At 52.8% G+C, this 14,583-nt stretch carries 11 protein-coding genes; 10 read left to right on the top strand and 1 reads right to left on the bottom strand.

Annotation, left to right across the window (positions count from 1 at the left end; all coding sequences use genetic code 11):
• Positions 1–35: 35 nt before the first annotated feature.
• The 4 genes from nagZ to Z042_RS17280 all read left to right on the top strand — a co-directional run bounded on the left by nagZ (position 36) and on the right by Z042_RS17280 (position 4,201).
• Positions 36–1,055 carry a beta-N-acetylhexosaminidase gene (nagZ, locus tag Z042_RS17295; RefSeq protein WP_037406861.1) on the top strand — a complete coding sequence of 340 codons (1,020 nt, stop codon included), beginning with the start codon at positions 36–38 and terminating at the stop codon, positions 1,053–1,055.
• Between the two features lie 71 nt (positions 1,056–1,126).
• On the top strand, positions 1,127–1,669 hold the full coding sequence (gene ycfP, locus Z042_RS17290; protein ID WP_024913253.1) for an alpha/beta hydrolase YcfP: 543 nt from the start codon (positions 1,127–1,129) through the stop codon (positions 1,667–1,669).
• Between the two features lie 331 nt (positions 1,670–2,000).
• Complete coding sequence (locus tag Z042_RS17285) at positions 2,001–3,305, top strand: NAD(P)/FAD-dependent oxidoreductase (RefSeq protein ID WP_024913254.1); 1,305 nt, start codon at positions 2,001–2,003, stop codon at positions 3,303–3,305.
• A gap of 359 nt (positions 3,306–3,664) precedes the next feature.
• Positions 3,665–4,201: a glycine zipper 2TM domain-containing protein gene (locus Z042_RS17280; protein ID WP_024913255.1), complete on the top strand. Its 537-nt coding sequence runs from the start codon at positions 3,665–3,667 to the stop codon at positions 4,199–4,201.
• Between the two features lie 132 nt (positions 4,202–4,333).
• Here the strand turns inward: Z042_RS17280 and mfd are convergent, their stop codons facing one another.
• Entirely contained in the window at positions 4,334–7,813 is a 3,480-nt protein-coding gene (gene mfd / locus Z042_RS17275; RefSeq protein ID WP_024913256.1) for a transcription-repair coupling factor, read from the bottom strand.
• Between the two features lie 285 nt (positions 7,814–8,098).
• Between mfd and lolC the strand changes: the two genes are divergently transcribed.
• From lolC to pepT, 6 genes are all read left to right on the top strand, one after another.
• Complete coding sequence (gene lolC / locus Z042_RS17270; protein WP_024913257.1) at positions 8,099–9,301, top strand: lipoprotein-releasing ABC transporter permease subunit LolC; 1,203 nt, start codon at positions 8,099–8,101, stop codon at positions 9,299–9,301.
• Entirely contained in the window at positions 9,294–9,998 is a 705-nt protein-coding gene (gene lolD, locus Z042_RS17265; RefSeq protein ID WP_024913258.1) for a lipoprotein-releasing ABC transporter ATP-binding protein LolD, read from the top strand. Before lolC ends, lolD begins: the two co-directional genes overlap by 8 nt.
• Positions 9,998–11,245 (top strand): lipoprotein-releasing ABC transporter permease subunit LolE, encoded by a 1,248-nt coding sequence (gene lolE, locus Z042_RS17260; protein ID WP_024913259.1) that lies wholly within the window; start codon positions 9,998–10,000, stop codon positions 11,243–11,245. Before lolD ends, lolE begins: the two co-directional genes overlap by 1 nt.
• A gap of 34 nt (positions 11,246–11,279) precedes the next feature.
• Positions 11,280–12,194 carry an N-acetylglucosamine kinase gene (gene nagK, locus Z042_RS17255; protein WP_024913260.1) on the top strand — a complete coding sequence of 305 codons (915 nt, stop codon included), beginning with the start codon at positions 11,280–11,282 and terminating at the stop codon, positions 12,192–12,194.
• Positions 12,195–12,207: 13 nt separating this feature from the next.
• Entirely contained in the window at positions 12,208–13,044 is an 837-nt protein-coding gene (gene cobB, locus Z042_RS17250) for a Sir2 family NAD+-dependent deacetylase (protein ID WP_024913261.1), read from the top strand.
• A 131-nt stretch (positions 13,045–13,175) separates the two neighbouring features.
• The gene (pepT, locus tag Z042_RS17245; protein ID WP_024913262.1) at positions 13,176–14,408 is read left to right on the top strand and encodes a peptidase T; all 1,233 of its coding nucleotides are present in this window, start codon (positions 13,176–13,178) and stop codon (positions 14,406–14,408) included.
• Positions 14,409–14,583: the final 175 nt, after the last annotated feature.

Genomic DNA, 14,583 nt, shown 5'->3' with positions numbered 1-14,583 from the left:
GAATATAAAGAAGCGAGGTGGCCGTGGGCCCAGTAATGTTAGATGTCGTCGGCTATGAGCTGGACGCAGAAGATCGTGAGATTTTAAAGCACCCGCTGGTGGGGGGCTTGATTTTGTTTACCCGTAATTTCCACGATGCTGAGCAACTGCGTGAACTGGTGCGGCAGATTCGTGCGGCATCCCACACACGGCTGGTAGTCGCGGTGGATCAGGAAGGGGGGCGCGTGCAGCGTTTCCGCGAAGGGTTTACCTGTTTACCGGCGGCGCAATCGTTCGCGGCGCTCAATGATGTGCAGGAAGGAGGGCGCCTGGCCGAGGAGGCTGGCTGGCTGATGGCCGCGGAGATGATTGCCCAGGATATTGATATCAGCTTTGCTCCCGTGCTGGATATTGGCCACGTCAGTGCGGCGATCGGTGAACGTTCTTTCCACTGTGAGCCTGCGCAGGCGTTGGCGATGGCCGAACGTTTTATTCAGGGTATGCGCAGCGCTGGCATGAAGACTACCGGCAAGCATTTCCCTGGTCACGGAGCGGTCACGGCAGATTCGCATAAAGAAACCCCACGTGATCCACGCCCGTTGGCACAGATCCGCGAGCATGATATGGCGGTATTTGCTGAGTTAATCAGCCGTGGTTTGCTGGATGCCGTAATGCCAGCCCACGTCATCTATACTGAAGCCGATCCGCGCCCCGCCAGCGGTTCGCCATATTGGTTAAAACAGATCCTGCGTCAGGAACTGGGCTTTGATGGCATTGTTTTTTCTGACGATCTGTCGATGGCGGGGGCTGCGATCATGGGCAGCTATGCTGAGCGTGGTCAAGCGTCACTGGATGCCGGTTGCGATATGATTCTGGTCTGTAATAACCGTGCGGGTGCGGTGAGCGTGCTGGATAACCTGTTCCCGGTCAAAGTAGAAAAATTGCAGCGGTTATATCATCGCGGTCAGTTCACCCGTCAGGAACTGCGCGATTCCGAACGCTGGCAGCAGGCGCACAAGCAGTTGAGTGCGCTGAGCGAACGCTGGGAAGAATATAAACAGCGTGCAGCACGGTGAATGATTCGGGCGCTGTAATATGGCGTCCATGATGGGGGCTACTGTGTGCCCCGGTTTGTGTGAGGACTCAGATGATTATCTATTTGCATGGTTTCGATTCCAACAGTCCCGGCAATCATGAAAAGGTTTTACAGTTACAGTTCATCGATCCTGATGTCCGTTTTATCAGCTACAGCACGCTGCATCCGCGCCATGATATGCAGCATTTGCTGAAAGAGGTAGATAAAGCCGTTCAGCAGGAAGGGGATAAAAGTCCACTGATCTGTGGCGTGGGGTTAGGCGGTTTTTGGGCCGAACGTATCGGCTTCTTGTGCGGTATTCGCCAGGTGATCTTCAACCCGAATCTCTATCCGGAAGAACATATGCACGGCAGGATCGATCGGCCGGAAGAGTATCGTGATATCGCCACCAAGTGTGTTGCTGATTTCCGCGAGAAAAACCGTGAGCGGTGCCTGGTGGTGCTTTCTCGTCATGATGAGGTGTTGGACAACCAGCGCAGTGCCGAATTGCTGCACAAGTACTATGAAATCATCTGGGATGAACAACAGACGCACAAATTTAAAAATATTTCGCCACATTTGCAGCGTATCAAGGCGTTCAAGACGCTCGTGTAACCTTTTTATAACGTTATTGCAGGCCACAATAGTTGCTCAAGAAGGGCAATGATTGTGGCCTTTTTGTACAATACAACTTTTGTTTTGTTGGCTAGCGGTAAAACATGAAATTGTGACCGAGTGCTAACTATTTGAATCACAATCCCCAAAGAATCCTCTCGTCCAGCCTTTAACTAAAAAACTTTGATGTACATCAATTTTGGTATGACCAAATAACCTCTCATGCTATTCTGGCTTTAGATAGCAGGATTAACTTACGAGAACACTATGTATTCTAAGGATATTATTCTTTACTCTTAGGTAACAATAGGTTCACATTCAGGGGGTCGTTTTGACAACGCCAAAGAAAAAAATTGTCATTGTCGGGGGGGGCGCCGGTGGTTTGGAACTGGCAACCAGCCTAGGGCATAAATTGGGCCATAAAAACAAGGCTGAGATCACGCTGGTGGATCGTAACCATAGCCATTTGTGGAAACCTTTGCTGCATGAAGTGGCAACCGGCTCCTTGGACGACGGCGTTGATGCTTTGAGCTATCTGGCTCATGCACGTAATCATCACTTCAACTTCCAGCTTGGTTCACTGGTTAATATTGACCGTGAGAAACAGACGCTGCAACTGACACAAATCTGTGATGAGCATGGCATTGAGCTGGTTCCTGAGCGTGAACTGCGTTACGACATTCTGGTGATGGCACTCGGCAGCACTTCGAATGATTTCGGTACTCCGGGGGTGAGAGATAACTGTATTTTCCTGGATAACCCACATCAGGCACACCGTTTCCATAATGAAATGTTGAATCTGTTCCTGAAGTTTTCGGCTAAGCCAGGCAGCAAAGAAAGCGTCAATATCGCCATCGTAGGTGGCGGAGCCACCGGTGTTGAGCTGTCTGCTGAACTGCATAATGCGGTCAAACAATTACACAGCTACGGTTTTGAAGGCTTGGACAATCAGGCGCTGAAAGTCACCCTGGTTGAAGCCGGTGAACGGATCCTGCCTGCGTTGCCACCGCGCATTTCCGCCGCTGCTCACCAAGAACTCACCAAGCTGGGGGTACGCGTACTGACTAACACCATGGTCACCAGCGCGGATGAAAATGGCCTGAATACCAAAGGGGGGGAGTTTATCAATGCCGACCTGATGGTGTGGGCGGCCGGGATCAAAGCCCCGGACTTTATGAAAGACATTGCCGGGCTGGAAACCAACCGTATCAATCAGTTGGTGGTAGAGCCTACGCTGCAAACAACGCGCGATCCCAACATTTTTGCGATTGGTGATTGTGCTTCTTGTCCGCGTGAAGGGGGCGGTTTTGTGCCGCCGCGTGCGCAATCCGCACACCAGATGGCGTCACGCTGCTTTACCAATATTCTGGCGCTGATGGCTGGCCGGCCTTTAAAGCCTTATGTGTATAAGGATCACGGCTCACTGGTGTCACTTTCCCGTTTCAGCACCGTTGGCAGCCTGATGGGCAACCTGATGCGCGGGTCGATGATGGTGGAAGGGCGTGTAGCGCGTGTGGTGTACATTTCACTGTATCGTATGCATCAGGTGGCACTGCACGGCTATACCAAAACCGGCCTGATGATGCTGGTGGGTGGGATTAACCGGGTGATCCGCCCGCGTTTGAAAATGCACTGATAGCCTGATTTTTCACATCACAGCCATGATGACCCACGTCGGTTCGCCTACGTGGGTTTTTTATTGATTATTCGCCCGGCTGTAACGTGGAATAAGCTGCCAGGGGATAGTAATACAGATGAAATCGCCAAAACCTCAGGCAAAGAGTTAGGAATCATCCCAAACATGCGGTTTGGCATGATTTATGGCTTTTTAGAGAAGTCGTCTTATTGTCGGGGATCATTTCATTGGGCAGACTTTATCGGGTATGCAGGCGGCGCGTCACGCACGCCGTAAATTGGGGCTGAACAGTCAGCGTGGTGCCAAGCCGATGGATTTCCGGTACAAAATGCGTGATAACACATTCAGGAGGATTTCCTGTGAACAAATCAATGTTAGCCGGGATTGGGATTGGAATCGCTGCCGCTCTGGGAATTGCCGCCGTGGCCAGTTTGGACGTATTCACTCCCGCTCCGCAATATGCGCAAGTGCTTACCGCAACACCGATTAAAAAAACGATTAAAACACCACGTCAGGAATGCCGTAACGTCACGGTAACTCATCGTGCACCGGTGCAGGATGAAAACCGCATCGCGGGTTCTGTGTTGGGCGCTGTCGCTGGTGGCGTGCTCGGTCACCAGTTAGGCGGTGGCCGGGGCCGAGATGTGGCTACCGTGGTGGGAGCATTAGGTGGAGGTTATGCCGGCAATCAGGTACAGGGGGTGATGCAGAAAAACGACACGACCACCAGCACCCAGCAGCGTTGCCACACGGTCTACGATAAATCGCAGCAATTACTGGGTTATGACGTCACCTACCAGATAGGCACTCAGCAGGGTAAAATTCGCATGGATTATGATCCTGGCATTCAGATCCCGCTGGATAGAAGTGGCCAACTGGTGCTGAACAAGGCTTGATCAGGCCGTTATCTTGCAGGTTTTCCTGCACGTTGAAATCGATTGGATATCAATAGATTCAAGTAAAAACCCGCGATTGCTAGCCGCGGGTTTTTATTTTATTAAGAAACGATAAAGGGGGTAAAGAGGCTATCAGGCCGCCAGCATATGTTCTTGGAATGCGCTCAACAGCTCGCTAATAAACGCCAGCCGTGCCGGGCGATCGGTGAGATCCAGTATAAATTTCAGTTTGGCCGAGCCATCCAAGCGATAAACCTGCGGTTTGCTTTGCAGCAGGCCGATCAGGTAGCTTGGGTCAACGCAGTTTTTCTCGCCGAATTCGATAAACCCACCGCGTTCGTTGCCTTCGATACGCTTGATACCCAGTTTCTGCGCATGTTGCCGCATCGCCGCACTTTGCAGCAAATTGCGCGCAGCATCTGGCAATAACCCAAAGCGGTCGATCAGCTCCACTTTCAATTCGTCCAGTTCACCAGCGTCTTTCGCACTGGCGATGCGTTTATAGAAGGATAAACGGGTATTGACGTCTGGGATGAAATCATCCGGTAGCAACGTGGGCATGCGCAGTTCAACTTCGGTCTGACTGCTGGTGAGATCTTCCAGCGAAGGCTCACGGCCATTTTTCAGCGCATCGACCGCACTTTCCAGCAGTTCCATATACAGCGAGAAACCAACGCTGGTCATCTGGCCACTTTGATCTTCCCCCAACAATTCTCCAGCGCCACGGATTTCCAGATCGTGAGTAGCCAGCGCAAAGCCTGCACCCAAATCCTCCAGCGCAGCAATGGCCTCCAGGCGTTTATGTGCGTCGGTGCTCATTGCTTTAGGGTTTGGCGTAAGCAAGTAGGCATAAGCCTGGTGGTGTGAACGCCCGACGCGGCCACGCAATTGGTGCAACTGCGCTAAACCGAAACGATCGGCCCGCTCAATGATAATGGTATTGGCGCTTGGAATATCAATACCGGTTTCGATAATGGTGGTGCAGACCAGCACGTTAAAACGCTGGTGATGGAAATCGTTCATCACCCGTTCCAGATCGCGCTCGCGCATTTGGCCATGACCAATGGCGATGCGTGCTTCTGGCACCAATTCTGCCAAGCGTTCCGCAGCCTTATCGATATTTTCCACATCGTTGTACAGGTAATAGACTTGCCCACCGCGCAGCACCTCACGCAAGATGGCTTCGCGTATCACCAGGTTATCGTATTCACGCACAAAGGTTTTTACCGCTAACCGGCGGGCGGGCGGGGTGGCGATAATCGAAAGATCGCGCATGCCGCTCATCGCCATATTCAGGGTACGTGGGATCGGCGTGGCGGTCAGCGTCAGGATATCAACGTCGGCGCGCATCGCTTTAATGCGTTCTTTATGGCGCACACCGAAACGGTGTTCTTCATCGACGATCAGTAATCCTAAATCTTTCCAGCGCAAATCGCTTTGCAGTAATTTATGGGTGCCAATAATGATATCCACTTTGCCTGCTGCGGCCTCTTCCAGCACCTGCTGTTGCTCTTTGGCACTGCGAAAGCGCGACATCATCTCAATACGGATAGGCCAGGTAGCAAAACGATCGCGGAAGTTGTCGAAATGCTGCTGTGCCAACAGGGTCGTCGGCACCAGAACCGCTACCTGCTTGCCGTTTTCCACGGCTAAAAATGCAGCACGCATCGCAACTTCGGTTTTACCGAAGCCGACATCGCCACAAACCAAGCGATCCATCGCCAGCGGTTGACACATATCACTCAACACGGCGTTGATGGCCTGTTCCTGATCCGGCGTCGTTTCAAACGGGAAGGTTTGGCAGAATAGCTGATATTGTTCTCGGTTATGTTTGAACGCAAAGCCGGACTTGGCGGCGCGTTGGGCATAAATATCCAGCAGCTCTGCGGCCACGTCCCGCACGCGTTCGGCTGCTTTTTGCCGCGCCCGCGACCAGGCATCGCCCCCCAGTTTGTGCAACGGGGCATTTTCATCGGCTCCACCGGCGTAGCGGCTGATCAGATGCAAAGAGGAAACCGGTACATACAGTTTATCTTCGCTCGCATAAGACAGGATCAGGTATTCAGCCTTGATGCCTCCGGCCTCCAGGGTGGTCAGGCCGACATAGCGCCCGACGCCGTGTTCCAAATGCACGACCGGCTGGCCGGGGCGCAGCTCCGCCAGGTTGCGGATCAGGGTATCGGTATTGATGGTGCGGCGATTATCCTGCCGGCGGCGGCTAACGCGTTCACCGAGTAAATCGCTTTCACAAATCAGTGCCCGGTGGCGCAGGCTATCCAGAAAACCGCGCTCGGCGGCGCCGATCATCATATAACGGCCTGGTGCTTCTGCCTCATCAAGATGCTGGATCAGGCGGGTGCTCAGTTTGATGCGCCCCAGTAAATCTTGCAGGGTTTCACGGCGGCCTTCACTTTCTACCGAGAAAATGACACTGCCGCTAAAATTTTCGATAAACCGACGCAGGTTATCCAGCGGGGCTTTCTGCTGAGGTTGCACAGCCAGATCGGGCAAGGTTTGATAACCCAGATTGGTACTCCCGGCTTTGGCGGGCAAATCATCGGTTTTCAGTGCCATGCGCGGCCAGGCTTTCAGTTCGGCAAATAAAGCATCGACGCGCAACCAGAGAGCATCAGGCGCGATCAAGGGGCGCATTGGATCGATACGGCGGCTTTCGTAACGCTGGTTGATATCCAGCCAGAAGCGCTCGGCGGCGTTTTCCAGGTTGCCGGTGTTGACGATCAGCGTGTTTACCGGCAAATAGCTGAACAGTGAAGGCAGTGGTTGGCTGAAAAACAGGGGTTGCCAGTATTCGATGCCCGCAGGCCAGGTGCCTTTGCTCACTTGCTGATAAACATGTTCTGCGTCGCGGCGGACTTCAAATTGCTCGCGCCATTGGCTGCGGAACAGCTCAATGGCATTTTTATCGGTGGGGAATTCATGCGCGGGTAGCAGATTGATGACGTCCACTTCGCTCAAAGTACGCTGAGTATCTACGTCGAAGGTGCGCAGGCTGTCGATTTCATCATCAAAAAAGTCAATGCGGTAGGGTTCTTCGCTCCCCATCGGATACAGATCGAGCAATGCTCCGCGCGTGGCGAACTCGCCGTGCTCCATCACCTGATCGACACTGTGGTAGCCGGCCTGTTCCAACTGGGCCCGCAGCTTATCCCGCGACAGGCGCTGACCCTTTTCCATCACCAGCGCATGGCCATGCAGGAATTCATGCGGGCACACCCGCTGCATCAGGGTATTCACCGGCAGAATAATAATGCCGCGAGCCATGGTTGGCAGATGATACAGGCTGGAAAGGCGCGCAGAGATGATTTCCTGATGCGGTGAGAAACTGTCATAGGGTAGAGTTTCCCAATCAGAAAGGGTGGTTACCTGCTGATCGGTAAACTGCTGAATTTCGTCACGCAGCCGCAGCGCATTTTGCATATCCGGGGCGATGAGCATCACCGGGCCATGATGACGTTCGGCGATTTCGGCACATTCAACGGCGCAGGCAGAACCGGTCAGTTGCCCCAATTGGCGCTGATCGCCTGCACGGCCGGGCAGAGAATAACGGGAAGATGATGATGCGGAACGGCGGCTATTATCAGAAATGCTCATTCAGTTATCTTTAATCAATGAATTGAATATGCCTAAAGAACTCGGCACGGCAGCTTGGAATACGCTGAATATATACTAGCCCAGCGATTAATAAACTGACACCGCTAAAAGTCTGTAACAGGTTGCTAGCGGGGATTATTTAATCAATCGGCCCCGAACCAGACGAGATCGGGGCAACGCCATGTTTGCGGAGAGAATAAAACCCGCCAGGTGGTTCCATAAACCGGATAGAGCCTTTATTATCCATGATTACTTTGCTTAAGCTATGGCAACCAAACAGATTTCATGTATCAACCTGTCGCGTTATTCATTGGCCTGCGTTACATGCGCGGGCGAGCTTCAGACCGCTTTGGGCGGTTTGTTTCCTGGCTTTCCACTATCGGCATCACATTGGGTGTGATGGCACTGGTTACCGTGCTTTCGGTGATGAACGGTTTCGAACGAGATCTCGAAAACAACATACTGGGTCTCATGCCTCAGGCATTGATCACCAGCAAACAGGGTTCAATCAACCCTGAGCAACTGCCGGCCGCCGCCGTGCAGGGGCTGCAAGGAGTGACCCGCGTTGCGCCGTTGACTACGGGAGATGTGGTGCTGCAAAGCGCCCGCAGCGTTGCGGTAGGGGTGATTCTGGGGGTGAATCCCGACGAGGCCGATCCGTTGGCACCTTATCTGATCAACGTCAAGCAACAGCAGTTGCAGCCGGGTGAATACAACCTCATTATCGGCGAACAGCTTGCCGGTCAGCTAGGGGTCAAGCGCGGCGATCAGCTGCGCCTGATGGTGCCGAGCGCCAGCCAGTTTACTCCTATGGGCCGTATTCCAAGCCAGCGTCTGTTTACCGTTATTGGTACTTTCCATGCTAACAGTGAAGTGGATGGTTACCAGCTCTTGGCTAATCAGCAGGATGCATCACGCCTGATGCGCTATCCCGTCGGGAATATCACGGGCTGGCGTCTGTTCCTGCAACAGCCTTTGGCAGTGGATACCCTCAGCCAGCAAGCGTTGCCGGAAGGCACCGTATGGAAAGACTGGCGTGAACGTAAGGGTGAGCTGTTCCAGGCGGTGCGCATGGAGAAAAACATGATGGGGCTGCTACTCAGCCTGATCGTGGCCGTGGCGGCATTCAATATCATTACCTCTTTGAGTTTGTTGGTGATGGAGAAGCAGGGTGAAGTCGCCATTCTGCAAACGCAGGGGCTGACGCGGAGCCAGGTTATGTCGGTTTTTATGGTGCAGGGCGCCAGCGCTGGCATTATCGGTTCGTTGTTGGGCACTGTGCTAGGGGTATTGCTGGCTACTCATATTAACAGCCTGGGCCCGCTGGTGGGGGCTTTGCTTGACGGAGCGTCATTACCCGTAGCGGTTGACCCGCTACAGGTCACCGTGATTGCCGTGGCGGCGATGGCGGTTTCCTTATTATCCACGCTTTACCCTTCATGGCGCGCTGCCGCCGTACAACCCGCTGAGGCTTTACGTTATGAGTAATCATCTTTTGTTGCAGTGTGACAACCTGTGCAAGACCTACCAGGAAGGCAATCTGCATACCGATGTGCTGCGCAATGTCAGTTTTGCCATGCAGCCGGGCGAGATGATGGCGATTGTCGGTAGTTCAGGCTCAGGTAAAAGTACCTTGTTACATTTGCTGGGTGGGCTGGATTCGCCCACTTCCGGTGAAGTGATCTACAAGGGGCAGTCATTGAATTCGCTCTCTTCCGCTGCCAAGGCAGAGCTGCGCAACCGCCAGCTTGGTTTTATCTATCAGTTCCATCATCTATTGCCGGATTTTACTGCGCTGGAAAACGCCGCCATGCCGCTGCTGATTGGTGGGGTAAAACCGGCTCAGGCCCAGGAAAAAGCGCTGGAAATGCTGGCCGCGGTTGGATTGGAAAAACGCAGCAAACACCGTCCTTCTGAACTTTCCGGGGGTGAGCGCCAGCGAGTGGCAATTGCCCGTGCGCTGGTGAACAACCCGTCGCTGGTATTGGCGGATGAGCCTACCGGTAACCTCGATCAACGCACGGCAGACAGTATCTTTGATCTGCTGGGTGAATTGAATGTGCGTCAGGGCACGGCGTTCCTGGTGGTGACTCACGATTTGCAACTGGCGCGGCGTTTAAGTCGCCAATTAGAGATGCGCGACGGTCACCTGCAAGCTCAACTGACCCTGATGGGGGCTGAGTAATGAGTGCATCGCCACTTTCTTTGCTGATGGCGCTGCGTTTCAGCCGTGGCCGGCGGCACGGCGGCATGGTTTCGTTGATTTCGGTCATTTCCACCATTGGGATTGCCCTGGGGGTGGCCGTGTTGATCGTTGGCCTGAGTGCGATGAACGGCTTTGAGCGTGAATTGCAGAATCGCATTCTGGCCGTGGTGCCGCACGGTGAGATCGAACCCGTCAATCAACCTTTCGAAGGTTGGCCTGAAATCATGCAACGGGTGGAAAAGGTGCCGGGTATTTTGGCGGCGGCCCCTTATATCAATTTCACCGGGCTGATGGAAAGCGGCACACAACTGCGCGCTGTGCAGGTGAAAGGGGTTGAACCTGCACAGGAAAGCCAGCTGAGCGCGTTGCCGCAATACGTGCAGGGCGATGCCTGGGCCCACTTCACCAGCGGTGAACAACAGGTGATTCTGGGGAAAGGCGTTGCCGAGGCATTGGGAGTAAAACAAGGCTCTTATGTCACGGTGATGATTCCGAACAGTGACCCCGAAATGAAACTGCTGCAACCCAAACGCATTCGCTTACAGGTCACTGGCATTTTACAACTCAGTGGTCAGCTTGATCACAGCCTGGCGCTGGTGCCATTGGCCGATGCGCAGCAATATCTGGATATGGGTGACAGCGTTACTGGTATTGCCATCAGGGTTAATGATGTGTTCGCGGCGAATAAGCTGGTGCGCGATGCCGGAGAAGTCACCAATGCTTACGTTTATATCAAGAGCTGGATTGGTACTTATGGTTATATGTACCGCGATATCCAGATGATCCGCGCCATTATGTACTTGGCGATGGTGCTGGTGATCGGGGTTGCCTGCTTCAACATTGTTTCCACCTTGGTGATGGCGGTGAAAGACAAAAGCGGTGATATCGCGGTGCTGCGTACCCTTGGGGCCAAAGACGGTTTTATCCGCGCTATTTTTATCTGGTACGGTTTACTGGCTGGGCTGGTGGGGAGCCTGAGCGGTGTGGTCGTCGGTGTTATTGCTTCGTTGCAGCTGACCACGATCATCAAAGGGATCGAAAAGTTGATGGGGCACTCTTTCTTGTCCGGCGATATTTATTTTATCGACTTCCTGCCGTCTGAATTGCACTGGTTGGATGTGCTTATCGTTCTGGCAACCGCCTTGGTGCTCAGCCTGCTGGCCAGTTGGTATCCGGCTAGGCGTGCGAGCCGTATCGATCCTGCACGCGTATTGAGCGGGCAATAATTAAAACTGGCTAGTCCCCCATTGAGGTCACGTTATGTACTACGGTTTCGATATGGGCGGTACCAAAATTGAACTGGGCGTCTTTGATGCCAAGCGGCAACGCCTTTGGCAGAAACGGGTGTCAACGCCGCGTGACGACTACCAGCAATTGCTGGCAGTGCTGTGCGATCTCACCCATGAAGCCGATGCGTTTTGTGGTACGCAAGGTGCGGTAGGAATAGGGATTCCAGGCTTGCCGAATGAAGACGGCACTTTATTTACAGCCAACGTGCCTGCCGCTATGGGGCAACCACTGCCGCGCGATCTGAGCCTGTTGATTGGCCGTGAAGTCCGGGTTGAGAACGACGCCAACTGTTTCACGTTGTCAGAGGCCTGGGACGATGAGTTTCGCCGCTATCCTACGGTGCTGGGGATTATCCTTGGCACGGGGGTGGGTGGTGGGCTGATTGTGGATGGTAAAGTGCTGTCTGGGCGTAACTCTATCGCTGGTGAGTTTGGCCACTTGCGCTTGCCGGTGGATGCACTGGAAGTGTTGGGGCGTGACATACCTCGCGTGGCTTGTGGTTGTGGCCATTACGGTTGCATTGAAAACTACATATCGGGCCGCGGATTTGAGTGGATGTACAGCCATTTTTATCAGCATGACTTGCCTGCACAACGCATCATTGCGCATTATCAGGCTGGTGAACCACAAGCCGTGGCGCATGTTGACCGTTTTCTTGACGTCTTGGCGATATGCTTGGGCAACTTGCTGACTATTATCGATCCTCATCTGGTGGTGATCGGCGGTGGGTTGTCGAATTTCGCGGTGCTCTACCAGGCCTTGCCGCAACGTTTGCCAGCACATTTGCTGCGTGTGGCTAAATTGCCCCGCATCGAGCAAGCGCGTTATGGTGATGCCGGAGGCGTCCGCGGGGCAGCGTTTCTCAATTTAGTGAACGGCAATTAATTAAGGAGAGTTCATGCACACTCGCCATCGGTTGTGTCGGTTTCGCAAGAATAAGCATGTACTGCATCAGCGCTTTCGTTCACGGATTTTCCACCGTGATACCATGGCAGCTGCCGAATTGAAGAAGCCTTTTGTTGTGGTATTGACGGGGGCAGGCATTTCTGCCGAGTCAGGTATCCGCACGTTTCGGGCGGATGATGGGCTTTGGGAAGAACATAAGGTTGAAGATGTGGCGACGCCGGAAGGCTACCAACGCGATCCTGCGCTGGTGCAGGCATTCTACAATGCGCGTCGCCAGCAGCTTCAGCAGCCGGGGTTGGCGCCCAATGCTGCTCACCGTGTATTAGCCGAGCTGGAAGAATGGTTAGGGGATAACTTTCTGCTGGTGACGCAGAATATCGATAATCTGCATGAACGTGCCGGCAGTAAGCGGGTGCTGCATATGCACGGCGAGCTGCTGAAAGTGCGTTGCACCAGTTCCAGGCAGGTGTTCGATTGGCCCGGTGAGTTGAGCGTTGACGAGCGTTGCCACTGTTGCCAATTTCCAGCACCATTGCGCCCGCATGTGGTGTGGTTTGGTGAAATGCCATTAGGGATGAGCGAAATTTACGACGCGTTGGCAAAAGCGGATTTTTTCGTGGCAATTGGTACTTCCGGCCATGTTTATCCGGCAGCAGGCTTTGTGCATGAAGCGCGCTTGGGGGGAGCCTACACTATTGAACTGAATTTGGAGCCCAGCCAGGTAGAAAGTCAGTTTGATGAGAAGCATTACGGCCTGGCCAGCGAAGTTGTACCACGGTTTGTGCATAATTTCCTGATGGGTAAGATCGCACGGGCAGACAGGCCTTAACTGCTCGTTTTTTGGTTTAAATCATCACTGGCTTTAATGATTTCAGTTAAATCTGATTATTAATGACCTGTCTCAATATTTGATCCGAATCGGTTCCGCATAATGAAACGCGAAATTCTGAGGGTGGAACCATGGATAAACTACTTGATCGCTTTTTTAACTACGTCTCTTTCGACACACAGGCTAAAGCGAATGTTAAACATGTGCCGAGTACCGATGGGCAGCTGAAACTGGCGCGTATGCTGCGGCAGGAAATGCTGGAGTTGGGGTTTGAACAGGTATCGCTCAGTGAACATGGCTGCGTGATGGGGACCTTGCCCAGCAATGTTGCTTGGTCAGTACCGGCTATTGGATTCATTTCTCATCTTGATACTTCACCAGATTTCCCTGGGAAGAATGTTACGCCGCAGGTGGTGGAGAATTATCGTGGGGGTGATATTGCGTTAGGGATTGGTGACGAAGTGCTTTCGCCTGTCATGTTCCCCATTTTGCATCAGATGCTGGGGCAAACCCTGATTACTACCGATGGTAAAACGCTGCTGGGAGCCGATGATAAAGCCGGCATTGCAGAGATTCTCACCGCCATGGTGCGGCTGAAGCAGCAAAAAATTCCGCATGGTGATATCCGTGTGGCGTTTACGCCAGACGAGGAAGTAGGCAAAGGTGCGCATTTCTTTGATGTTGAATCGTTTAACGCCGAGTGGGCTTACACCGTTGATGGTGGTGGTGTCGGTGAGCTGGAATGCGAAAATTTTAATGCGGCGTCGGTGGCGGTGAAAATTGTTGGTAACAATGTGCATACTAGCAGTGCCAAGGGCGTGATGGTGAATGCACTGTCGTTGGCTGCTCGTTTCCACCAGGCGCTTCCTGCTGATGAAACACCAGAGAATACCGAAGGTTATGAAGGTTTTTATCACCTGAGGAATATCAAAGGGCATGTTGAGCGTGCTGAAATGAATTACATTCTGCGCGATTTTGAACGTGAAGGATTTGAAGCTCGTAAACGGAAAATGATCGAGGTAGCGCAAAAAGTGGGCCGCGGATTGCCACGGGATTGTTATATCGAAGTGGCGATTGAGGATAACTATTACAACATGCGCGACCAGGTTGCAGAGCATCCGCATGTGATTACGTTGGCACAAGAGGCCATGCGTGATTGTGATATTGAACCAGTAATGAAACCGATTCGTGGTGGCACTGACGGCGCACAGCTGTCATTTAAAGGGTTGCCCTGTCCAAACCTCTTTACTGGCGGGTACAATTTTCACAGTAAGCATGAATTTATCACGCTGGAAGGTATGGAACAGGCGGTTGGTGTGATTATGCGTATCGCAGCGTTGACGGCATCGCGTGTTAAAAGATAGAGAGAACTGGGCGCAGCCAGGCTGCGCTTTTGTTTATATCAGTATGGCGCGAAAACAGTGCAGCAATGATGTGGTTATTTTATTGAAAATAGTATGATTGATTGTTTTCTTAACGACATATTTTCTATTACCTCGCCAATCTCCTGCCGAAAATCATTAATTTTCATTATGTAAA

This window comes from Chania multitudinisentens RB-25 (genome assembly GCF_000520015.2).
GTDB classification, from domain to species: domain Bacteria; phylum Pseudomonadota; class Gammaproteobacteria; order Enterobacterales; family Enterobacteriaceae; genus Chania; species Chania multitudinisentens.
This window is presented reverse-complemented; position numbering and strand designations above follow the sequence as displayed.